The organism is Streptomyces sp. S.PB5 (genome assembly GCF_030403745.1).
Taxonomy (GTDB): Bacteria; Actinomycetota; Actinomycetes; order Streptomycetales; family Streptomycetaceae; genus Streptomyces.
Genome location: NZ_JAQMWP010000023.1, coordinates 17377 through 39224, shown reverse-complemented (window position 1 = coordinate 39224; position 21848 = coordinate 17377). Strand labels below are relative to the sequence as shown.

17 protein-coding genes and 6 pseudogenes are annotated in these 21848 nt (G+C 67.7%); 11 read left to right on the top strand and 12 right to left on the bottom strand.

Annotated elements, in window-relative coordinates; all coding sequences use genetic code 11:
* Window positions 1-69: 69 nt before the first annotated feature.
* The 5 genes and pseudogenes from PH203_RS41545 (at window position 70) to PH203_RS41525 (ending at window position 5110) form a co-directional block, all read left to right on the top strand.
* Window positions 70-1026, top strand: a complete 957-nt coding sequence (locus PH203_RS41545; protein WP_289927258.1) for a helix-turn-helix transcriptional regulator — start codon at window positions 70-72, stop codon at window positions 1024-1026.
* A 404-nt stretch (window positions 1027-1430) separates the two neighbouring features.
* The gene (locus tag PH203_RS41540; RefSeq protein WP_289927257.1) at window positions 1431-1607 is read left to right on the top strand and encodes a transposase; all 177 of its coding nucleotides are present in this window, start codon (window positions 1431-1433) and stop codon (window positions 1605-1607) included.
* Between the two features lie 598 nt (window positions 1608-2205).
* Window positions 2206-3204: pseudogene (locus PH203_RS41535) on the top strand (helix-turn-helix domain-containing protein); the annotation flags it as partial.
* A 185-nt stretch (window positions 3205-3389) separates the two neighbouring features.
* Window positions 3390-4430 (top strand): hypothetical protein, encoded by a 1041-nt coding sequence (locus PH203_RS41530; protein WP_289927256.1) that lies wholly within the window; start codon window positions 3390-3392, stop codon window positions 4428-4430.
* Window positions 4431-4559: 129 nt separating this feature from the next.
* Window positions 4560-5110 (top strand): annotated as a pseudogene (locus PH203_RS41525) (hypothetical protein).
* An 82-nt stretch (window positions 5111-5192) separates the two neighbouring features.
* Here the strand turns inward: PH203_RS41525 and PH203_RS41520 are convergent.
* The 3 genes from PH203_RS41520 to PH203_RS41510 all read right to left on the bottom strand — a co-directional run bounded on the left by PH203_RS41520 (window position 5193) and on the right by PH203_RS41510 (window position 10259).
* Window positions 5193-6704 carry an ISL3 family transposase gene (locus PH203_RS41520; RefSeq protein ID WP_289927358.1) on the bottom strand — a complete coding sequence of 504 codons (1512 nt, stop codon included), beginning with the start codon at window positions 6702-6704 and terminating at the stop codon, window positions 5193-5195.
* A 511-nt stretch (window positions 6705-7215) separates the two neighbouring features.
* Entirely contained in the window at window positions 7216-8625 is a 1410-nt protein-coding gene (locus tag PH203_RS41515) for a lipase family protein (protein ID WP_289927255.1), read from the bottom strand.
* Between the two features lie 29 nt (window positions 8626-8654).
* Window positions 8655-10259, bottom strand: coding sequence for a GMC oxidoreductase (locus PH203_RS41510; RefSeq protein WP_289927254.1), 1605 nt, complete (start codon window positions 10257-10259; stop codon window positions 8655-8657).
* 268 nt (window positions 10260-10527) lie between these two features.
* Between PH203_RS41510 and PH203_RS41505 the strand changes: the two genes are divergently transcribed.
* Window positions 10528-11175 carry a helix-turn-helix domain-containing protein gene (locus PH203_RS41505; protein WP_289927253.1) on the top strand — a complete coding sequence of 216 codons (648 nt, stop codon included), beginning with the start codon at window positions 10528-10530 and terminating at the stop codon, window positions 11173-11175.
* 79 nt (window positions 11176-11254) lie between these two features.
* On the opposite strand, the gene PH203_RS41500 is transcribed toward PH203_RS41505, so the two are convergent.
* The 7 genes and pseudogenes from PH203_RS41500 to PH203_RS41480 all read right to left on the bottom strand — a co-directional run bounded on the left by PH203_RS41500 (window position 11255) and on the right by PH203_RS41480 (window position 16599).
* Window positions 11255-11998: a hypothetical protein gene (locus PH203_RS41500; RefSeq protein WP_289927252.1), complete on the bottom strand. Its 744-nt coding sequence runs from the start codon at window positions 11996-11998 to the stop codon at window positions 11255-11257.
* A gap of 88 nt (window positions 11999-12086) precedes the next feature.
* Window positions 12087-12850 (bottom strand): annotated as a pseudogene (locus tag PH203_RS41495) (transposase family protein).
* Window positions 12851-13134: 284 nt separating this feature from the next.
* Window positions 13135-14145, bottom strand: a complete 1011-nt coding sequence (locus tag PH203_RS41490) for an IS110 family transposase (protein ID WP_289927251.1) — start codon at window positions 14143-14145, stop codon at window positions 13135-13137.
* 250 nt (window positions 14146-14395) lie between these two features.
* A pseudogene (locus PH203_RS41485) lies at window positions 14396-15601 on the bottom strand (IS30 family transposase); the annotation flags it as partial.
* Window positions 15602-15662: 61 nt separating this feature from the next.
* Window positions 15663-15878: pseudogene (locus tag PH203_RS49825) on the bottom strand (DDE-type integrase/transposase/recombinase); the annotation flags it as partial.
* Window positions 15821-16195 (bottom strand): IS3 family transposase, encoded by a 375-nt coding sequence (locus tag PH203_RS49820; protein WP_354671311.1) that lies wholly within the window; start codon window positions 16193-16195, stop codon window positions 15821-15823. The pseudogene PH203_RS49825 and the gene PH203_RS49820, both read right to left, overlap by 58 nt.
* A 77-nt stretch (window positions 16196-16272) precedes the next feature.
* A complete protein-coding gene (locus PH203_RS41480; protein WP_289927249.1) occupies window positions 16273-16599 on the bottom strand; it encodes a transposase in 327 nt (108 codons plus the stop codon).
* Between the two features lie 120 nt (window positions 16600-16719).
* On the opposite strand from PH203_RS41480, the gene PH203_RS41475 reads away from it, so the two are divergent.
* Window positions 16720-17301 carry an SMI1/KNR4 family protein gene (locus PH203_RS41475; RefSeq protein ID WP_289927248.1) on the top strand — a complete coding sequence of 194 codons (582 nt, stop codon included), beginning with the start codon at window positions 16720-16722 and terminating at the stop codon, window positions 17299-17301.
* A 7-nt stretch (window positions 17302-17308) separates the two neighbouring features.
* On the opposite strand, the gene PH203_RS49815 is transcribed toward PH203_RS41475, so the two are convergent.
* On the bottom strand, window positions 17309-17659 hold the full coding sequence (locus PH203_RS49815; RefSeq protein WP_354671307.1) for a transposase: 351 nt from the start codon (window positions 17657-17659) through the stop codon (window positions 17309-17311).
* Window positions 17660-18136: 477 nt separating this feature from the next.
* Between PH203_RS49815 and PH203_RS41470 the strand changes: the two genes are divergently transcribed.
* The 3 genes from PH203_RS41470 (at window position 18137) to PH203_RS41460 (ending at window position 20495) form a co-directional block, all read left to right on the top strand.
* On the top strand, window positions 18137-19273 hold the full coding sequence (locus tag PH203_RS41470; protein WP_289927247.1) for an amidohydrolase family protein: 1137 nt from the start codon (window positions 18137-18139) through the stop codon (window positions 19271-19273).
* Complete coding sequence (locus PH203_RS41465; protein WP_289927246.1) at window positions 19270-19500, top strand: hypothetical protein; 231 nt, start codon at window positions 19270-19272, stop codon at window positions 19498-19500. The genes PH203_RS41470 and PH203_RS41465 overlap by 4 nt, the downstream gene beginning before the upstream one ends.
* Before the next feature lie 830 nt (window positions 19501-20330).
* Window positions 20331-20495, top strand: coding sequence for a hypothetical protein (locus tag PH203_RS41460; protein ID WP_289927245.1), 165 nt, complete (start codon window positions 20331-20333; stop codon window positions 20493-20495).
* A gap of 711 nt (window positions 20496-21206) precedes the next feature.
* On the opposite strand, the pseudogene PH203_RS41455 reads toward PH203_RS41460, so the two are convergent.
* Window positions 21207-21562 (bottom strand): annotated as a pseudogene (locus PH203_RS41455) (carboxypeptidase-like regulatory domain-containing protein); the annotation flags it as partial.
* A 29-nt stretch (window positions 21563-21591) separates the two neighbouring features.
* Between PH203_RS41455 and PH203_RS41450 the strand changes: the two are divergent.
* Window positions 21592-21771: a hypothetical protein gene (locus PH203_RS41450; protein WP_289927243.1), complete on the top strand. Its 180-nt coding sequence runs from the start codon at window positions 21592-21594 to the stop codon at window positions 21769-21771.
* Window positions 21772-21848 lie beyond the last annotated feature (77 nt).

The following is a 21848-nucleotide window of genomic DNA, read 5'->3' as shown; positions in this document are numbered from 1 at the left end:
GAGGTCCTTGCCCGCGCTCGCCTCCCACTGTCCGGGAAAAGCCACAGGCCAGCGAGGTACCGTGGAGACATGTCATGGTCAGAATCGGACTGGCCCGGCAGTAATCGAAGCCACGTCCGCGAGCCTGCAGGCGGGGAGGAGATCCCCGGGTTCAGCTTCAACCCGCCCAGCGCCCCGGTTCCCGGAATCGAGATCACTGACCTGTCCGCGCTGCACCGCAGGGTCGCCGGCGGCAGCCTGCAACGGGTCCACCGCGCCGACTTCCACTCCCTCACCCTGATCACCCAGGGCAGTGCCGAGCACACCGTCGACTTCGTCGCCTACTCGTGCCGGCCCGGCACCCTGCTGTGGGTCCGCCCCGGCCAGGTGCAGCGCTTTGCCGAGCCCGGCCGGATGAACGGCACGCACCTGCTGTTCAACCCCGGCTTCCTCGAGGCGACGGCGGCTGCCAGCCGCCTCGCCGACGCCTGGTCCGCTCCCAGTTGCTGGCAACTGGGCACCAGCAGCGACTACGCCACCATCTCCGCCCTGCTCGCCCGACTCCACGCCGAATACCGTCGCCCTGCCGGCGCGTCCCGCGAGATCCTGCGCCTGCTGCTGGCCGCGCTGCTACTGCACATCGACCGCCTTCCCCGCCACGGCGCGCCTGCCGACCCGCACGCCGGCGGCGAGGTTTACGCCCGCTTCCACGCCGAACTGGAACGCTCCTACGCCACCACCCGGCGCGCCGAGGACTACGCCGACCGCCTCGGCTACACCGTCAAGACCCTCACCCGCGCCTGCCAGGCAGCCACCGGACGATCCGTCAAGCACGTCATCGACACCCGCGTCACGCTCCAGGCGCAGCGGCTTCTCGCGCACACCGACGAACCCGTCGCCACCATCGCACGCCGCCTCGGTTTCTCCGAAGCCACCAACTTCGGCAAGTTCTTCACCCGCCACACCGGCGCCAGCCCTGGCGATTTCCGCCGCGCCCAGCAAGCCATCGCCGCACCTCCGGGCGAACCTCCGGGCGAAGACAACTGACCCGCTGCGCACGATCTATCCGGACCGTGACCAAGCCCCGTCCCCGCCGCAGCACTGAGGGGTTCTCCGGCCATCGACTGCCTGTTGTCGAACAATCCTTTGACAACAGGAGGGTGACGCGGCCAATGAGCCCGTGCAGTCCGGGGGTTCGTGGCGACCTGAATCCGTCCGCATCCGATGGTGATCGCAGGCAGGGCTTGCCGACAGCCAGGGCCCGATCCTCCCTACGGAAGAGCCCCTTGGTGGCGAACTTGGTCTACAAGTGAGTCTCGGCCAACCAGCAGTCCACTGCGCGGCTCAACCTTGTCCTGGACGAGGCCGGAATCGAGAACTGAACTGCACCCCGTTTCGTGGAGTCCCTGATGCCAGGGTTACGAACCTGGCGAAGGAGATCCACCAGCACCATGGCAGCACCGCGTAAATACCCCGACGAGCTCCGCGAGCGCGCAATCCGTGAGGTCCGGGCCACCGGCCGGCCCGTCGCGCATGTCGCGCGAGATCTCGGCATCCATCCCGAAGCCCTGCGCGGCTGGGTCCGCCAGGCCGAGGCCGACAGCGGCGAGCGGGACGACCAGCAGTAGCGCCTGTGGATGGAGGTGTATGAAGCTGTGCCAGGAACCTTGATCGGGCCGGTGGCGGCGCGGTGGGCGGGCACCGTTGTGTCCCGCCCTTCGGGCGCGCTTCAAGTCCCAGCGGTCTGTGCGGAGTTGCTTGCGCTCTTCTACGGTGTTCCCGGCGGCCCGTGCGCTGCCGGGACCTGCTGGGGGAATCGGGGGGACTGTGGTGAAGGACTTCGTCGCGGGCAGTGTCGCTCAGCTCGTGCAGCACATGCGGGACGATTCGTCCTGGCCGTCCCTCCGTGACGCCCTCGTCGCGTTTCTCGTGGACCACGAAAGCGGTAGCCGGGCTCGCCCGAACCAGGTCAAGCGAGAAGTGGACCGGGCGCGCAGTGACCTCCTGTCTGCCCACGCGCGAGCGGAGGACGATACCGCGGCTGACGTGGAAGCCGAACTGCGCATGCGTCTGCGCCGCGTCCTTAGCGGCAGCCCGGATGCCAGCGGCGCGCTGCGCCGTCTCCTGAGTGCCTTCCCGCCGGGCACCACCGATTCGGGGCCGCAGAGGACGCCCCGCCGCCCGGCCACAGCCCCTGTGCATGCGTCTCAGCAGGCGGCTGCATCGATCGCTCAGCATGCCGGTGCCCGGAAGCGTTCCGGGCGACGCCGTAAAGAGATCGTCGCGGTGCTGCTGTTCAGCGGCGGCCCCATCTTCGAGAGTTCCATACCGCTGTCGGTGTTCGGGATTGACCGTCAGGACGCCGGCGTGCCGCGCTACCGTGCGCTGGCAGTGGCCGGCGAGGAAGGACCGCTGCGCACAACGGCGGGCCTGGAACTCGTTGCGCCGCATGGCCTGGAGGCGCTCTCGCGGGCGGGCACGGTCGTCGTGCCAGCCTGGCGGTCGATCACCTCGCCACCGCCGGAGGAGGCCCTCGGGGCTTTGCGCCAGGCGCACGAAGAGGGCGCCCGTATCGTTGGATTGAGCACGGGCGCCTTCGTGCTGGCGGCGGCGGGTCTGCTGGACGGCCGTCCTGCGACCACGCACTGGATGTACGCGCCGACGCTGGCCAAGCGTTATCCCTCGGTGCGCGTGGATCCGCGGGAACTGTTTGTCGATGACGGCGACGTGCTGACCTCAGCGGGTACGGCGGCCGGGATCGATCTCTGCCTCCACATCGTGCGGACGGACCACGGCAACGAGGCGGCCGGGGCACTGGCCCGCCGTCTCGTCGTCCCGCCGCGCCGGTCGGGCGGCCAGGAGCGCTACCTCGATCGGTCTTTACCGGAGGAGATTGGCGCCGACCCGCTCGCCGAGGTCGTCGCCTGGGCGCTGGAGCACCTCCACGAACAGTTCGATGTGGAGACGCTGGCGGCGCGAGCCCACATGGGCCGTCGTACGTTCGACCGCCGCTTCCGCTCGCTGACGGGTTCGGCACCGCTGCAGTGGCTGATCACCCAGCGGGTGCTCCAGGCGCAGCGGCTGCTGGAGACATCGGACTACTCGCTCGATGAGGTCGCGGGCCGCTGCGGCTTCCGCAGCGCCGCAGCTCTTGGTGGTCACTTCCGTCGTCAACTGGGCTCCTCGCCGGCTGACTATCGCGCCGCCTACCGTGCCGGGCGCCCCGGCGGCACGATGCACACCTCGCCCGGGCCCTCGCCTGCCCCAGACGATGATGAATGGCCCGCCCCGCCTATTCAGCCCATTCCGCAGACGGTTCGCCAAGCTGGCGCCCGGGCGTACCCGCAGAGCGGGACCTTCGCCGCCGAGCAGCGCGCAGAGACATCCGCTGAGCGGAGCACGGGCACCTGATGGGAGATATCGCCAAGGGGGCGCTGGGAGGCGCCTGGAGTCTGCTGGTCGGGTGGGTGCTGCCGACCGCGATCAACCTCGCCGTGCTCGCCACGACGCTGCTGCCGGGCCTGCGCAGAGTTCCGCCGTTCGCGCACGTAGTCGGCCTGGCCGATGGACGGGGCGCGCTGACCTTCCTGACCGCGTCGCTGATGCTGGGCCTGGTCCTCAACGCCCTGCAAAATCCCCTCTACCGCATCCTTGAGGGCTACTTGCTATGGCCCTCCCGCGCGTACGAATACGGCTGCCGCCGGCATCAGGCCATCAGGCGTTGCCTGACCGACCGGCTCTTGCTCATGCGCCTGGAACGCCGTGCCGCCGCCACCAACTTGTCCGCCGTCGACGTCGCAGACCTCACGCTGCTTCGCCACAGCGCTCACCTGGCCCGCTACCGGAGCCTGGACCAGCGCAGCACCGTTACCCGCCGGGCTCTCCTCCAAGAACGCCTTGCGCGCTACCCGGTCGGCGACGGCCACCTTGCGCCGACCCGACTCGGCAATGCCATCCGCCGTTTCGAGGTCTACGCCTACGACCGGTATCAGCTGGACTCACAGCTGCTGTGGAACGAGCTGAGCGCAACGGCTCCAGAACAGGCCCGTCGCCAGGTCGACACCGCGCGCACCAGCGTCGACTTCTTCGTCTGCCTGCTCTACGGCCACGTCGCCGTGCTGCTCGCCGCGGTAGCGATCCTCACGTCGAGTGCCACCGGAGCGCCAGCTGCAGTGTCTACCGCTGTCGTCCTCGCCGCTCTCATTCCCGTGTGGTACCGCTGCGCCGTCAGCGCCACCGATGAATGGGCGGCCGCCGTACGGGCCCTGGTCAACGTCGGACGTCACCCTCTGGCCGCATCGCTTGGTTTGGACATTCCCAAGGAACTCGCCGCCGAGCGCACGATGTGGTCTCTGGTCTCTCGGATTCCACGCATTCCCTACCACGAGCACGCGGCAGCCCTGGACCAATATCGCCGCTCGCCCACTCCCACAGCCGATGACACGGCCTGAACGCCTTTCATCCCTTCCACTGTCGGATCTGCTCGCCCTCTGGGAGCTCGTGGGGAGCATGCGCTGTCACCGCCCGTCTCACCGGCTTCTGGGCCAGTACGGTGCGAGGCAGGACCAAAGGGGGATGAGCTGGTGCGCCCAGTGCTGTTGGTGGATGTGGACGGACCGCTGAACCCGTATGCCGCGAAGCCGTACCGTCGGCCCGAGGGCTATCAGACGCACCGCCTGCTGACGCCTCGGTGGGAGGCCGCCGAGCGGCGCTGGCTGACTGAGTGGGGCTGGCGAACAAGCCGGTGAAGCCGCTGCGGGTGCGGCTGAACCCGGATCACGGCCCGGCGCTGGAGGCGCTTCCCTTCGATCTGGTGTGGGCGACTACGTGAGAGGAAGAAGCCAACGCTTTCGTCGCGCCAGTCCTGGGATTGCCCGAGCTGCCCTTCATCCCCTGGACCTCGCTGCGGCCCGAACCCAGGAGCGGTGTGTTCTGGAAGACGCCTGAGATCGTCGCCTGGGCGAAAGGCCGTGCGTTCGCCTGGGCCGACGACGAAATCACAGAGGCGGATCGGACCTGGGTGAAGGACCATCACGACGGTCCCGCCCTACTGCACCGGATCGACCCGCGACGCGGCCTCGCCCTCGACGACTTCGCTGCGCTGACCGCATGGGCGACCGGCCTTGACTGACTCCGCAGCCGGCTGGCAAAGGGTCTGTACGGTCTTCGGGTCTTCCAAGATTTCCGTAGGCGTTGATCGGTGCTGCTGACGGTCAGTTGAGCAGGATGAGCTGGCGCAGGAGCGGGTGGCCGGCCCGGCCGTACCGTTGGCGCTTGAGCAGTTTGATCTTGCAGTTGGTGCCCTCGGTGCGGCCGTTGTGGTGGGGCAGGGTGACGGCGGCATCGATGGCGGCGCGGTCGCGTTCCAGGCCGGTGGCGAAGGAGTGCAGGAAGGGCAGGTCGGCAGCGCGGGTGGTAGCGATCCAGGCGGTCAGCCGCTCGGCGTTGCCCACGGAGGGCACGAGGAGCGCGGCGAAGGCACGGATCTGATCGGCGAGCACCGTCATTTCGGGGCAGGCGCCGGCGAGCTGATCACGCAGCGCGCTGTGCTTGTCGTTGAGGCGGTCGGGGTGGCGGGTGAGCAGGCCGGTGACCTTGCGGGGGGACAGGGCCGCGTGGTCGGCCTCGACGCGGCCCTGGTTGATGTAGCGGACCAGGAGGTTGGCGCTGCCGGTGTAGCCCTGCTCGCGGATCTCCGCGAGCAGGTGGGTGACCGGGACGGCCGGGTCCTCGGCGCGCCGCCGGCGCAGATGGCCGCGGTAGGGATCGACGAGGCAGGCGCGGTAGATGGGGGCGCGGACCATGCGGTCCGGCTCGCAGGCGCGGGCGTAGCGCTTGACGGTATTGAGCGAGACGCCCAGGCGGCGGGCGCAGGCGAGCAGGCCGACGCCCTGGTCGAGGAGGTCGTGGACCTGTCGCCAGCGTTCCCGGGTGGTGGCGGCGCGCTTGCCCTCCGGCAGGGGCGGGCCGAACTTTCCCCAGCACGAGGCGTGCGCTCCGACCTCCTTCAGGACCGTCCCGGCTAGGCCGTGCCACAGATGCCAGCGGTCGCTGACCTGGAGAATTGCGGGGTCGGCGTCCGTGGCGGCCTGGGCGAAGCCACCGGAGCCGTCCCGACACAGCACCTCAATGCCGGGGTGCTCGCGCAACCAGGCCGTGACCGTAGTCATGCTGCGGTCGGGCAGTACCTCGATGCGCTGTCCACTGTCGGCATCGATGATGATCGTTGCGTAGTGGTGCCCCTTGAGCAGGGCGAACTCGTCGATTCCGGCCACCCGAGGGGTCGGCCGCCGCGGCGGCGAGATCCGCATCAGACAGGTGAGCACCGTCGCGGAGGACAGCGTCTGATGCAGCAGCGTCGTCAGCAGCCGGGCCACGGCCGAGCCCGCCAAGACCACCGCAAGCGCCTCGATGAGCCGTCGCAGCGCCGGGGTTCTGCGCTGGTAGCGCTCGGTCAGTCCGGCAACCTGCTCGACGAAGGTGGTCTTCGCGCAGCCGGATTTCTCGCAGTACAGGCGCCGCACCGAGACGTCGATCACCACGGGCCTCCCGCCGATCGCCTCGTCGGCCACGTGCCGGACGTATCGGCTGTGGACCCAGCTCGAGGGCTGCCCGCAGCCGGGGCAGTCCACTGGCCTTGCGTCCGGGGTCCGCACCGTGATCCTGACCAAGGAGCGGCCCAACTCCACCGTCTCCACCAGCACCGACGACAAGTGCGGCAGCAGGTCCGTCAGTTCGACATCACACGTCACAAGCCTGCCGGACCACAACACGCGACCGGGCCGAAACCGAACAGTCGATCAACGCCTACGAAAATCTTGGAAGACCCGTTGGCCTGGACAGACCCGATCGCGCGGTGGTTGTGGTGTGTTCGAGACCGGCGGCGGTGCGGTCTGCCGCCGCCACCTCCTCGGGTGGGTCTCCGCCTTGCTTGCCGGGCTCCGGGCCGTCGGCAGCCGGACGATTGTGGTGCCCACCGTGAACGGTCACGGGTCGGCTGGGATCCGGGCCCTCGCCCGCAGGTCCGCATCGCTATGAACGCGGCTCGGGTCCTTGGGTCTTGGCTGTTGGGGCAGGTAGGGCTTGGTGTCGCCGTGGTGGGCCGTGTCGTGGTCGGTGACCGGATGGCGGCCTGTCAGGAGGTGGCGGGACGGCGGTGCGCGGACATTCCCGATCGGCGGGGGCTGGGCTGCGGTGGACGAGGCGTGATCCGCGCGTGCGTGGCGGGGGACGGAGTCAGGGCTGGAGGGCCATCGACCGGCAGTTGGAGGTGGCGGCCTTGCCGGAGAGGCGGTCGGTTAGCCAGGAGATGGCGTCGCCCTGGTCGGTGATGAGAGGCGCGAGGTGGTTGGTGAGGATCTTGTTGCCGAGGTTGGGCAGCACGATGGCGTGATAGGTGAGGTTGGCGCCCTTGCCGCACCAGTCGACGGCGAGGTTCCGGGCCTGGGCGTGGGGGACGATGTCGTCGCGGACGCCGGTGGCCAGGCGTACTGGTCCTGCCGGCTTGAGCGTGCCGATGCGCTGCTTGTCCAGGACGGCCTTCGCGCGGGGTTCGACGGCGATGATGTCGCCGAAGGACTTGCCGCTGGAGGTCCATTTGCCGCTCTTGGTGAAGCCGAGGCCAAGGAGTGCGTCGCCGACGCACATGGTCGAGGCGTCCGCGAGAGCCGCCCTCCCGGCGGCGTTGATGTTCGCGTCGACGGCTGCGCGCATGTCGGGGTCGGCCTGGGCGAAACCGCTGACCGACCAGGCCAGCGCACCGGCGAGCGCGCTGCCGTCGATGCCCTTCATGACTGCGGCGAGATCCGCCGGGGGTGCACCGGCGTAGGTTCCGGCGAGCGGGACATCGGGTGCGTAGGAGGGCTGGAGTTCGGCGGCCGCGGCGCTGGCGCCGCCGCCCTGGCTGTAGCCGTACAGGCCGGTGCGGGAAGCGGCAGTGACCGACGCTCCGGGAACGGCGCGGGCGGCGCGGGCCGCGTCCAGCAGGGCGTGCCCCTGGTCGAGACGGTTGGCGTAGGTGTGCAGGCGGTCGGTGGCGCCGAGGCCGACGTAGTCGGTGACGACGACCGCCGCTCCGGTGGCCAGGATCCGGTAGATCGCCAGGGCCTCGTAGCCCACGGACAGGGTCTCGCCGTTGAGGGTGAGCGGGTTTTGCAGGGCGAAGGACGGTGCGCACTGGTCGCCCTGGCCCATGGTGCCCGACGCCACCGCGACCAGGGGGCGCGGTCCGGTGCCCTTCCAGGCGGCCGAGGGTTCGATGTAGGCGCCGGTCACGGCGACGGGCAGACCGGCCGAGTCCGTCGACTTGTACATCAGGCGGGTCGCGGTGCCAGGCATCGGACGGCCGTCGAGGCCGGGGATGCTCAGCCCGAGCGGCAGGGCCTCGGTGCGGACCAATGCGCCGTTGGCGGAGGGCAGTCGGGTGGGCGGCGTATAGAACGCCGGGATGGTGACTCCGCGGGAGGCTACGGGTTCCCCGGAGGCGGTGGAGGCCGGTAACACCGACGGGGAGGCGTAGACGGCGCCTGCTGCGACGACGCCCGCCACGACGGTGCCCGCCAGCAGGAGCGGTCCGGCCTTGCTGCGACGGCCGGTCGCCAACGCGGGGGTTGGGGCGGAACGGGAACGGCTTCGCTTGCGGCTCATTGTGTCTCCTCGTCCATGTCGTTCATGGCTCAGATGATCGTGTCGATGTCGTGGGCGGTGATGGCGTCCATCGCCCGTTCGGCCACGGCGGCGATGGTCATCGACGGGTTGCAGGCGCCGGTCGTGCCGGGGATCAGCGCACCGTCGAGGACGTACAGGCCGCGTTGGCCCTCGACGCGGCCCTCCAGGTCGCACACCGTTCCCATCGGCGCACCGCCCAGTGGATGCCAGGTGCTGTTGACCAGGGAGTTCGTGTCTGTCAGGACGCCGAGCCCCGCGGAGACCCTCGCGATGCGGCGCTGGATGCCGCCGTGGCAGGCGGCGTCGCCGCCCTGAGGCCAGCGCAGCGATACGGAGTCGTTGGCAGCGTCGTAGCGGAACCGGCCGCGGTCGGCGCTCACCCCGAAGCCGACCAGCATGGTCGTCCGTGTGTTGGTGCCCAGCGGCGGGAGCGACGCCTGGATGATCGTGTTCGCGGACTGCGGGTCGTCCCACTCCTTGCTGCCGTAGACGACCGGGCCGCCCTGCTCGGCCCCGAAGTCCTCCTGGAGGTTGGTCCAGGTGTAGATGCGGTCGCCGTTGGTCCCCCAGCCCTCGCCGAGACCGTCGGGCAGATCGGGGACGGCTCCGGTGGCTCCCGCGCGGACGAGGAGCTTGCTGGTGTTCATGCTGCCGGCCGCCATGACGAGGGCACGGGCGGAGAGGATCTTCTGCTCCACGACGAGGCCCGTGTCGTCGGTGCGGTCGGCATGCACTTCCCAGCGGCCGTCCGCGGCTCGCGCAACGGACGTGACGTTGTGGTGAGTTGCGACGTCGACCTTCCCGGTCGCCTCCGCCTGCCGGATGTAGGTCACGTCGACGGAGTGCTTGCCGCCGTTGTTGACGCCGAGCGCGCAGTCGCCGTTGGTGTAGGACGGCTTCATCTCGCCGCGCAGCTCGGCCAGGGCATAGCGCCAGTCGACCGGCATCGGAATCTTCTCCAGACCGTACCCGGCCCTGCGGATCCGCTCGGCGAAGACCCGTGCCGCGTAGTAGGTGGACGAGCCGACCAGTTCGTCCGGCGCCGTCGCCACCCGGAGCGTGTTCGCGACGCGCGGGTAGTGGATCTCGTTCATGCGCCGGTAGTCGAGTCCCTGCGGCAGCCAGGTGTCGAAGACCGCCTCGGAGGGCTGAAGGGTCATGCCCTGGTAGACGAGAGAGCCGCCGCCGACCCCGGCTGCGCAGACGCCCAGGATGTTCTGTCCGAGAACCGGCTCCAGGAGCCCCACATAGGGCGCGAAGTTCAGCGGAGTGCCGATCAGCTGGGCGAGCGGCCGGACGGCCGCGGGGAGAGTGCCGTACCAGAGCGCTCTTTTGTCGAGACCGGACACGTGGGGGAAGGTCTCCGCGTTCGGGCCCGTCGGCCAGCGCCGGCCACGCTCCAGAACGGTCACCGGCACACCGGCCTGCGCGAGCCGCAGCGCGGCCACGCCGCCGCCGAAGCCTGAGCCGATGATGACGACCCGGTGCTCCTCCCGGGTCAGTCTCACCCGGGCGGGCGCGGCCGCCGCCCCTGCCACGGGCACGGGAAGAACGCTCGCGGCGGTGAGTCCGGCAGCGCCGGTGAGCACGGCGCGCCTGCTGGGAGTGGGCATAGCGGCTCCTTGGGCGGAGTGGGACACCGTCCGATCGGTGTGGCCGTCCGAACTGCTCAGGCGGGGTGATCACTCGGGGCCACGCCGGTATCGCCTGACCTCGGTGGGCGGGTCCGCACGCCAAATGCCGTGCGACACAACGTAGTTACTCGCCGGTCAGTTACGGCAGAGTAGGCCAGTGTGTCACTGAGCGACAAGATGTCTGCGTGTGACATTTCTTAAGGGCTCGTTATGCTGCGACAACACGGAGAAACAGCGGGGGGCGAGTGTGCGCGAAGCGCCAACAGCAGGTCGAGGCAGAACAGTTCGGACGGATGCCGGGCTGTCGCTCGCCGAGCGGCGCAAGGCGGAACTCCGCTTCGCGATCGCCGGCGAGGCGGTCCGCCTGTTCGCCTCGCAGGGCGTCACCGCCACGACGGGCGAGCAGATCGCCCAGGCCGTGGGCGTGTCCTCCCGCACCCTGTGGCGTCATTTCCCCAGCAAGGAGAGCTGTGTGCTGCCGCTGCTCTCCGTCGGGCTCGAGTTCACCGTGGACCGACTGCGCCAATGGCCGACGGACGTCAGCCTGCTGGACTTCGTCACGAGATCCCTGCGGGTCGGCGAACTGCCCGCCGAGACACCCGTCATCCTCGACCTGATCCGTATGACCTCCACCGACCCCGCGCTGCACGCCGTCTGGCTCCAGGCCCACGACGACGCCCTGCCGGTGCTTGGACAACTTCTCGCCCAGCGGTCCGGCGGCAGCCCCGACGACCTCCGTATCAAGGTGCACGCGGCCACCCTCAATGGGGCACTGCGCGCGGCGTCGGAAGACTTCGCCCGCCGGTACGCGGACGATCCCGAGGCATCGGGAAGCGAAATCCTCGCATGCCTCCTCGCCGCCCTGCGGGCAGCCTGTGAGGGCCTGCCCTACTAGTGTCCTGCGCCGGTAGTGAGCCCTTTCCAACCTGACGCTGCAGGTCACGGGCGCCGATTGCGAGTGTGGACGTGCTGATCTACCAGCGCGCGAGGATCGCTTCCGGCACGCTGAAGTGTTCGCCGCAGTGGACGCAGTCGGCGTACCCGAACACGTAGGGGAGTTTGCCTGCGACCTCTGGCTGGCCATCGGTGAGTGCGCGGGCATGAAGCCTGGGAAGCAACCCCGTGGCGGTGGCTGGATCCTGGGGCTGGAGCGGGATCGCGTCGGTCGGAGGCCGTTTGAAGTACATGTCGTCTGCGGTGGAAAAGTGTCCGAGTTCTCCGAAAACGACGAAGTTCTCCGAGGAGCAGGCCGGACAGGACACCTCGTACTCGTCCCCGCTCACCTCGTCGAGGTGCACGCCCCAGCCGTCGACTCCCTCGAAGCTGAGCAGGGTAGACAGGAGCTGAACGTAGTTCAGGGAGTCACCGGCGAGAGCGGGGTCACCGAATGCCTCCTCTGTCAGAGCCAGGAGTTCTGTGATCTCGGCAGCGTGGGTGGTGAACGGATCCGTAACATCGTCTCGAATATCGCGACTGGCCACGATCTGACTGGCCAGGTAGAGCGGCATGCGTCGGTCGGCGAGCGACCACTGGCGGGCCTTCTCCGTCAGTCTTGTTAGGGCTGCATAGCTGGCCGAGTACACGCCGCCCTGGTGGTACAGGCGGGAGGCCAGGGCGTCCCAGCCCGGATCACGCGGGTTCGGGCCGACCGCTTCGAGCAAGCCCGGAATATCTTCCGCGGTTCCGCAGGCGTGGTGGAGCTGAGACCAGTCCGTCATACAGAGATCCAATCAGACAGATCCGCAGGCAGAACAGGCAGAGTCCGACCAAGCCAGCGGACCTCGGGGAGCTGAGGGTTGGCCCACTTCAGTTCGGGCAGTTCAAGTGCAGTGTGAGGATGGCCTGGACGAGGCTGGTGATGCGGGTGGTGGAGCACCGGAGCTTGCGTAGCAGCCGCCAGGACTTGAGGGTGGCCATGGCCTGTTCGACGAGGGCGCGGATCTTCGCGTGTGAGCGGTTGGCAGCCCGCTGGCCTGCGGAAAGGGTCTCCCAGCGACCCCAGTACGGCACCCGGACCGAGCCGCCGGCGCCCCGATAGCCCTTATCCGCCCAGCACTCCACGCCGGCCTCGGTCAGGGCATCGAGGATGCCGTGGGTGCGGGCGGCCTTGATGTCGTGGATCGCTCCGGGCAGGCGGGCGATGCCCACAGTAGTCGGCCCGCGGGGTCGGTCAGGACCTGCACATTCATGCCGTGCCTCTTGTGTTTCCCGGAGTAGAAGGGCCGGTCGGCGGCGATCCGGTCGATCGGCAGCAGGGTGCCGTCAAGGATCACGAAAGCCTTGGTGGCGGCGGTCCTCATCGCCTCGGCCAAGGTCGGGGCGAGGTCGGCGAGCACGTCGACGGCCTCGGTGATGTAGCGGTAGGCGGTGGTGGTGCCGATGCCGAACCCGGCGGCCAGCTGTGCGTAGGTGTGGCCGCAGCGCAGATGGGCCAGCGCCAGCAGGGCCTGGCGGCCGGCGGTCAGCCGTCGCCAGCGGGTGCCGCGTTGTCGGCGATGGGCCCGCAGCCGGGCGGACAACAAACGCAGGGCGGAGCTGGACACGTCGATCCCGGACGGGTAGACAAGCATGCGAAGTCTCTGGTGGAGACGGATTCTTGGTCGAAAACCCATCTACCAGGGGCTTCACCACGCTGTCAGCCCAAGGCCCCATCACCTGAACGATGTTGGAAAAGGCTCAGTGTGGGCGACGGCCGCAATTTCCTCGGCGGACCATCGTGAGAGATCGGTGCCCTTCGGAAAGTACTGGCGAAGGAGCCCGTTGACGCTTCTATGTCAAGCGGCGAGCTGGTGTTGGGTGATGTGGTGCTGCCAGGTAGCTCGGTCTTGGGTCATGGCGCGGTGGATGACGTCGATCAGGTGACGTTTGAGGATGCGCCGGGCTCCGCCAGGTGACGTTTGAGGATGCGCCGGGCTCCGCGGGCTCCTTTGGTCGGCTCGTGGCGGGCCAGGAGTGCTCGTGCGCCCGGGTGGAATCGCTGCTGGACGATGGACGTCGTGTAGAGCACGCTGTTCAGCCGCCGGTTGCCGCCTCGGTGCAGCCGGTAGCGTTCCTTGTCGGAGGAGTAGACCGGGATCGGTGCGGTCCCGGTGTAGCGGGCGAGCTTCGCTGAGCTGGTGAAACGGGTGATGTCACCGATTTCGGCGAGGAGGACTGCTGCGGAGACGGGGCTGATCCCTGTGATCTCCAGGAGCGCGGGTGCCAGTGGGGTGACCAGTTCCCGGATCGTGGTTTGGAGTCCGCGGACACGTTTGTTCAGCCCGTCTATCTCCGTGATCATCTCGATCAGCACCCGGCGGACGTGATCGCTCATGTCCGCGGTGTCCACCAGCGCCGTCAGCGAGGTCATGCCGGGCCGGCGGGTGAGGTCGTCCGGAGTGTGGTCGAGCCAGAGGTGCGTGTATGCCTTGATCTGGTTGATCACCATGGTGCGGCGCCGGACGAGGTCGGCCCGTGAGTCGACCAGAACGCGCAGCTCGCGCACACGGTCATCGATGCGGTGACGGTCCAGTCCGGGGGTGGCGATCGCGGCGTGTGCGACCGCGGCCGCGTCGACGGGGTCAGACTTCGAACCGGTGGCGGCGTGCAGTTTGCGGTGAGCGGACATCAGCCGGGTGGGGACCCAGACCACCTCGTGGCCGGTCAGCAGCAGGCCGTCGGCCAGGCGGCGGGCGAAGCCGCGGCCGTCCTCGATGGCCCAGGTGACCGGGGTGCCGTCGGCGATCGTGCGGATCCACTTGAGCAGGACGCCGATCAAGTTCGCGTCGTTCTTGACGGCCAACGGCCTGGTCAGCCGCCTGCCGTCGGCATCGACGGCCACTGCGACGTGGACGTGCTTGTGCGGGTCGATCCCCACTGTCACCATCGAGTTGTCCTCTTGTCTGCTGTCGCGGATGACGGGACAGACGCGAGGGCCCTGGTCAGGGGACAGACCTATTGCGAGTTGACGGCTCAGCAGGCTTCTATCAAGTCACTCCCGGGCCAGGGCCCTCGCCCTGTGGACCGCCGTGGACATCTCAACGGAAAGCCTTTCGGCACGTGTTCTCCGAGTCACCCGACGATCCCGCCGAACCTCTCCCGTCGAAGAAGTCCGGCCCGCCAAGGCTGCACCAATAGGTGTTCTCGTTCGTGCCACGCTGCCATGGACTGTGAGGATCGGCGAAGAATACGGGAATACCGGTCTCGACTTTGAATTGCGCGTGCGCCGACATCTCCTTGCCTCGATCCCATGTCAGCGACCGTGCCAGCTGCTCGGGCAGCGTCGACATCGTATTGGCGAGTGCGTTCTTCATCGTGATCGCCCCGTAACCAGCCAGTGCAGGACCGTTCTTGACCGTGTGTTTGTGCCGGTAGCCTTCCTCACGCGGCAGGTGAACCAGCATCGTGAATCGAGTTGACCGCTCGACGACCGTGCCGATCGCGGAACGCTCCAGCCCGATGATCAAGTCCCCTTCCCAGTGGCCGGGAACGGCACGGTCCTCGACCTCGGCGGGCCGCTCGCTGAGCAACGCTTCGGGCGTCACGTGCGCCCAGGCCTTTCGACGCGAACGAGCACGCGGGGCGCGCAGCGCGCGGCCCGTGCGAAGGCACAGGATCAGTTCCCGCTTGAGCGCCCCGCGACCCTGGATGTAGAGCGCCTGGTAGATCGCCTCGTGGCTGATGCGCATGGACTCATCATCCGGGAAATCAAGCTTGATCCGGTTCGCGATCTGCTCCGGGCCCCAGGCCTGCACCCATGCGCGGTCCTTGCGGTGCGGCTTGTTCCGCCCCGTCCACTCACCCGTCGCCGGCCCTGCGATCGCCGTGCCATCGGGCGCGCTGATCTGTCCCGACAGCCGCTCCTGAACGTATGCGTGCAGCCCCGGATTGGCGACCAGCTTTGCTGTTTTCGGGCGGCGTGCGGCCATGTCCGATTTCCACTGGGCGACCGATGCCCGGTAATCGAGCTTCCCGCCTCTGGTAGCCGCGTTGCGCCGCAGCTCACGGGAAATCGTCCCCGGATCACGGCCGACGCAGCGAGCGATTTCGCGTACGCCCTTGCCCTGGGCTTTCAGGAGGGCGATCTCCTCCCGCTCGGAGAACGACAGGTACCTGCCCGAATGAGGCTTCGGATCGAACGGTCGCATGCCGCCACACTGTCGATACCAGCGCGTGGCCACCGCCGACGCCACGCCGATAACCCCGGCCGCTTCCTCGGGGAGAAGACCCTTGGCGATTTCGCCCCAGAACGCCGCTTCGACGTGACGCTGATACTTCGGATGCCCCGGGGACCTCAACTTCGGGCGCACCGCTCGATCGGCTGCCTGCTGACGACGAACCATCCAACACCTCGCTGGTCACGAGGTGTTGCGACGACCAGTTGAATCCGCCCTGCGACCCGGCATCGGAGTGGTGTATCAACTCGCTTTTCTCGTAAGGGTGTTGGGCTCGGTCGCGCTGCCACAAGGCCATCTCGAGTGGGTCCAGGACGAGCCGGGTCTCCTTCGATGTGGCTGCCGACCAGCCGACGATGCGGCGGGAGAAGGTGTCCACGACGAAGGCTATGTAGACGACGCCGGTGAACGTGGAGGCGTGGGTGAAGTCGACGACCCAGCATCGGTTCGGGGCGGGGCGACGAAGTCGCGGTCCACAAGGTCGGGGGCCCGTTCCGCGCTCGCGTCGGGGACGGTGGTGATCATCTTCTTGCCGCGGACCGCTCCGGTGATGCCCAGTTCACGCATGAGGCGTTCGACGGTGCAGCGGGCCACCGCAACCTCCCGGCGGTTGAGGTGGCGCCAGATCTTCCGGGCTCCGTAGACACGGTAGTTGGCCTCGTACGCCTCGGTGATGAGGGTCTTGAGTTCGGCGTCACGGACGGTGCGGGCCGCGGGTGCGGCCTGGCGTTTGCGGTGGGCGTCATAGGTGGACGGTGCGATCTTGCAGTCGTGGTCGGTGAGGACCCGGCAGATCGGCTCGACGCCGCCGAAGCGGTCCTTGTGCTCGTCGATGAACGCTACGAGCGTGTGTGTGGCCGGTCGAGCTCGGCCGCGAAGAAAGACGCCGCGGCCTTGAGGATGTCGTTGGCCCGTTTCAGCTCGGCGTTCTCCTTCTTCAGCCGCTTCAGCTCGGCCGACTCCTCGCTCGTCGTGCCAGGACGGGTCCCGGCGTCGATCTGGTCCTGCCGCACCCACTTGCACAGCGTCTCGGTCGTGCCGATGCCCAGCTTCTGGGCGACCGCTTTCATCGCGGCCCACTCGGTGTCGTACTCCGGCCGCACCTCGGCGACCATGCGCACCGCACGACGGCGCAGCTCAAGCGGGTACTGGGAAGGACGTGCCATAACTCGACCCTCTCAAACGATCGAGTCCCTACCGAACCCGGAACGATTCATCGTGACGCTTGAACGACGGGTCGTTGAGTGGAGCCGGATATGTCAGGGCCAACTGGCAGGATCCGCCATATGACTGCCTCGATACCTGAGTCTTGGGCCCGCATCGAGACGTGGCTCGCGGACAACGCACCACGCACGTTCGCCGAGCTGGCGCCTCCCGCCGAGCGCGCGGCGATCGCGATGGCAGAAGAGGCCATCGGCCTCGCCTTTCCTCGCCCGCTGACAGAGTCGCTCCTTCGGCATGACGGCACAGCGGACAGTGTCCTGTTACCACCGTTTTGGATGATGCTGAGCACCCAGCACATCGTCGATACCTGGAAGAGTCTGACCAGCATCCATGGTCCGGAACGGCCGGACGCCGAGATGGGCGATCCCGAGCGCGAGTACGGACCGTGGTGGCACCGGCAATGGATCCCCTTCGCTGCAGACGGCGCCGGCGACCATCTGGTGATCGATCTACGCGCGACGCGACGGCACGGACGGATCGGAACTGCTGACCACGAAGTCGGCTGCCACTTCAGAACGCACCCGATGTGGACCTCTCTGCCAGAGCTGCTCGACATGACGGCCACGGCAATCGAGACAGGTGGTCTCCTGGACTGTTACGAACGAGCCGTCGTCAATGAGCGAGAGCTGATTTGGGAATTTTGACCGGACGCTAAGCAAGGTCAAGGACGTTCACTTCGAAACAGGCTCTGCCGGCATGAAGCGCCGCGCTGACGTGGGTGGTTGACGACCGCGTGACCGCGCTGGATTCTGCGCGTTGGGCAAGGTGACACGCGTGCAGTCGATCTTGTTTGCCGTGTTCAGCTGGGCAAGCAGGATCCGATGCAGATCGTCGAAACACCCCGGCGTTGATCCACCGCTTGATCCGCCGCCGGCACGTCATGCCTGATCTGAAGCCGCGTTCCTGCGGAAGGTCTTCCCAGCCGATCCCGGTATGCAGCACGTACAAGATGCCCTGCAGGCACTGCCGATCCGGCACCGGCCGCGGGCCGGGCGTCTTCATCGGGCCACGGCGGAAGCAACGGCTTGAGAAGCTCCCACAAATGATCATTTGGCAGAGCGCGTGAGCAGCTCTTTAACGTTCGTCTCAGGTTTGCTCGGTAGGAAGTAGGCATGCGGATAAGCGATGCAATCCGTGTGCAGGGGCTAGTGAGGGCAGTCGACGCAGCACCATCAGGGAAAGCGCAGCCCGGCCGGTTGCGCTTCGAGGCGGCCACCAGGGCGCTGGCGGCATACGTTCGCTGTCGCCGCATGCGGGGTCTCACACGCCGACAACGGTGTGGGGCCGCCGCGGCTGGCCCGCACAGCGCGCACGCGGGCGGTCGTCAGCTCCACCACAACCACTGCGCACCGGCGAGCGGTTCCTCGACCGGAGCGCTGCCGTGGTGCGCGAGCAGGATGCGAAGACCCCCGGAAGCATCTCGCAGACGAATGCCGTACGGATACCTCACCGCACAAACGCCTGAAGAGAGGGACTGACATGAAGCCCATGGGACGCCGCGGCTTTCTCACCGCCAGCGCGGCACTTGGCATTGGTGCCGGCTTGTCCACGCACGCCATTGTCTCGGAAGTGAGCGAGAACGAGACGTCGGACAAGACTTCGGATATTTCACGGCGGGACCAGGACCTGCCCTTCATCGGCACGGAGGAGACCTATTCGAATCCCACGTTGTTGAAGCTGAACTCCATCAATCAGGATCATATAGCGTTCCTTGAGGAAATTGGTCTTTCGGATCTAGGTCAACGCCGCATCGGCGATATGGATGCGGGGGGACTCAACGTTCAGATCCTCTCTGCTCATACGCCCTCCGTGCAAAATGTCCCTGGGCAAGGGGGAATCGACCTTGCCTATCGTCTTAACCGGGAACTTGTAGACGGGCCAATCGCCAAATATCCGGGCCGCTTCAAGGCTTTCGCCACCTTGCCCTTGCAGAGCCCGGAGGCGGCAGCGGATGAACTGGAACGCTCGGTTCGGGAAGATGGCTTCTTGGGCGCACTGACCAACGGGCACATCGCGAAGAAGTATCTCGATCACCCCGATTTCGAGCCTGTGCTGGCACGTGCCGTTGCTCTCGATGTGCCGATCTACCTGCATCCCGGCTATCCAGCTGACGAGGTCTTCAAGATCTACTACAGCACCACACGGTCTAAATACACGGAAGAGTACCAAGACTACATTTTCAGTGGGTCTGGATATGGTTGGCACCAGGAGGTGCTGACCCAATGTATTCGGATGATCGCGTACGGGGTTTTCGACAGATTCCCCAAACTGAAAATCGTCATCGGCCACATGGGTGAAGGTCTTCCCTTCTACTACGAGCGGATCGTCAATGACATGGGCGAGCCGACTAAAGACTCGCTCGAGAAGCCCATCGGGCAATACTTTCAGGACAACTTCTGGGTCACAACCAGCGCATTCCCTCAGACCGAACTGCTCGATCTCCTGCTGAAGTACATAAGCGTGGATCGAGTGATGTTCGCAACCGACTACCCGTTCGCGGACATAAAGGAGCAGACCGACTGGTTCCGCGGAGTCGATTTGCCACGCGAAGACAAGGAAAAGATTGCGTTCCGAAATGCGGAGAAACTGTTCAGAATGGAAGTGTCGGTGAAGTGATACGCCGGCGGCACCCCATACCCCACAGCAAGAGCGACGGCTCTGCCCCGGTCACGGACGTTTACCTGCTCTTCGCGCACGAGCCGTACTACCCGCACGCCGACACCCAGGAGATCAACACCACCGTGGTCTGCGCCGACTCCCTGCTCCACCCCCGGGTGCTGCAGCCCGACGGCGCCCGCATCCATGACCGCCGCACCCGGGCACTCAGCCTCGGCCTGCCCTAGCTCGGGTGCGCCCTGGTCTGTGCCGGACCGGACACCCAGGTGCGCGCTTTCGACTCCGTCGCCGGCCAGGACATCACCTACGGGCCGCACGAGCGCGCCGCTGTCCTGGCCGAGATCGGCATCTTCCTCACCGGTCTCGTCGCCAAACAGAAATTCTGGCCGGCTGACTGTTCCCGCCGTTCTGCCGCCAGGCGTAAGCCCCTCACCACCGGCTTGGCGCGGGGACGGCCGGCGGCTGCGCGGCCCGTTGTGGGCAACAGCCAAAGGCACACCGCGCGGAGGTACCCATGGCTGGCCGACGGCGGGCGGGCCACCCGGTCCCGGGCCCGGGACATGGGCCGTGAGGAGACGCAGGTCGCCGGCCCCGCCTTCGCACTCCTACCAAGTGCCGTCCCACACCGTCGTGAGGACATGACGAAGGTTCCGGCAGCCGGGCATGACAGTAATGAGCCGGTCCGAGGGAGCTGTCAGCTCTTCGACCAGGGAGAAGACATGCACACTATCCGCCGGATCCTCGGCGTGGGAACGGCCGCGTTCGTACCGGGGGCAGGGCTCTTGGCCGGTTCTTCCGGTGCGGCTCAGGCGGCGGCCTCTGACTGCACGGGAGGCGCCAACGGTTTCACCGACATCTCCGACAGTCTCAGCGGCCAGGGTGTGGCGGGGGCGGGAGCGCTGTTGATCAGCCCCACGCCGTCGCCTCGTGGGCGATGCAGGCCGGCAACGTCGGCGGCAGACAGATGGGGTGGGGCGTCTTGAGTACCGGAGGAGCCGGCCACTGGGGACCCGGTGTCAGGGCCGCCGTCTGGATGTATGTCACCAATGACAACAAAGTGACGTCGATCACGTGCGGCCGGTTCGAGGTGAAGTCGGCCGGCACCAGAATCACGACCCCGGCCTACCCGAGCAGCAGCTCGGCGAGCCGGGCCTTCCAGGTCTGCGCGATGCTGTACACGAACGAAGACAACATCGACACCAGCTGCTCCCCCTGGTGGTAGGCCGTCGCCAGGAAACCCCATGTCTGTCAGCGCTCGTCAGCAATGCGGTTACCGCTGGGGGTGGATGCGGCAGCGGGGGCATGCGAGGTAGCCGCGGCGGCCGTAGCGGTGGATCGGGGCTGCGCACAGCTGACGGGGGCCCACTTCCCAGGGAAGGCAACCCAGCTCCCGGGCAATCGCTGCGCGTTGCTGGTCGCTGAGTCGTAGCTGGATGGGGCGGGCCGGGTTGCGGTGGGGGACTGGGGGTGCGGTGCCGAGGGTGTGGTGCCGGTGGCTGCGCTGAGATCGCGGCGGGGGCGCCGGGGGCTGGTATGGGGCTGGAGGTCGCCGTAGCGGCAGGTGGGATCGAGAGCGTCCTCGGTGAACGTCAGTGGCTCATCCCCGAGGCAGTCGTCGGGGTCGTGCGGTGCAGGGGGACCTGTGAATTCCTCCCACAGGTCGATGTCGCGTGTCAGGGCCCACAGGTGAGATGCGCGACGCGGACGGTCGGGGTCGGGCACGTGGCGCACCCAACGCGTCCCGTCCACGGCGTCACGTCAGCACAAGCACCGATAGGACAGCTGAACCGCTCCGGGATCACTGGAGGCTCCGGTCTGCCCCGAGTTGGATAGAGGCGGCGGACTGCCCCGAGTTGGGTGGAGTCGAGGTGCTCGGTTTCACGCTACCGGTGGGGTGCGGAGTTCGTACTCCACCGGGCTGAGCATGCCCAGCGCGGAGTGCCTGCGCTGGCTGGAGCCGGACCTGTTCGGCGGGCGTCATCCCCTCGGGCGCCACATCGACCGTCCCGCGGTGCGGCTGGAGTCCTTCGGCGGCGGCCAGCAGGCTGTAGCGGCCGGGCGGGAGTACGGCGGAGGAAGTAGCCGTAGGGGTCGGCCGTCCCCCGTGCCGCGACGCGATAGGTGTCCAGAGCGGTGACAGTGACGTCCGCGCCCGCCATGGGCGAGCCCATCGGGTCGACGATCTCACGCGCCACGGCGCCCGCGCCGGAGAGGAGGGGGACGGAGAGGCCCGCCGCCTCGGCAAAGGGCAGCCTTGGACCGCCTGCGCCGGAGGAGTGCGAGGGCCACGATGATCACCCTTCTTCAGGGGATTGCTGGTGAGGGACTCACGGTTGCCGTCCCTCAAGGCGGCCCGCAGGAGATCCTGCACGCCATCCGCCGTCACCGGACGCGGGTTGGCGTACGGCTGCCCCGCCACCTGTGCGACCGCCCGGGAGACCACGGTCGACGAGGCGATGGCGGAGATCGAGAAGTATCGAGGCTTCGTCAGAGCCTGATTCTGAACCTCGGTCTGTGGTCACGAGGTGAAAGGTGGTCACCCCCGGTACCAGCAGTGCGTGTTCCTGCCCGCCTA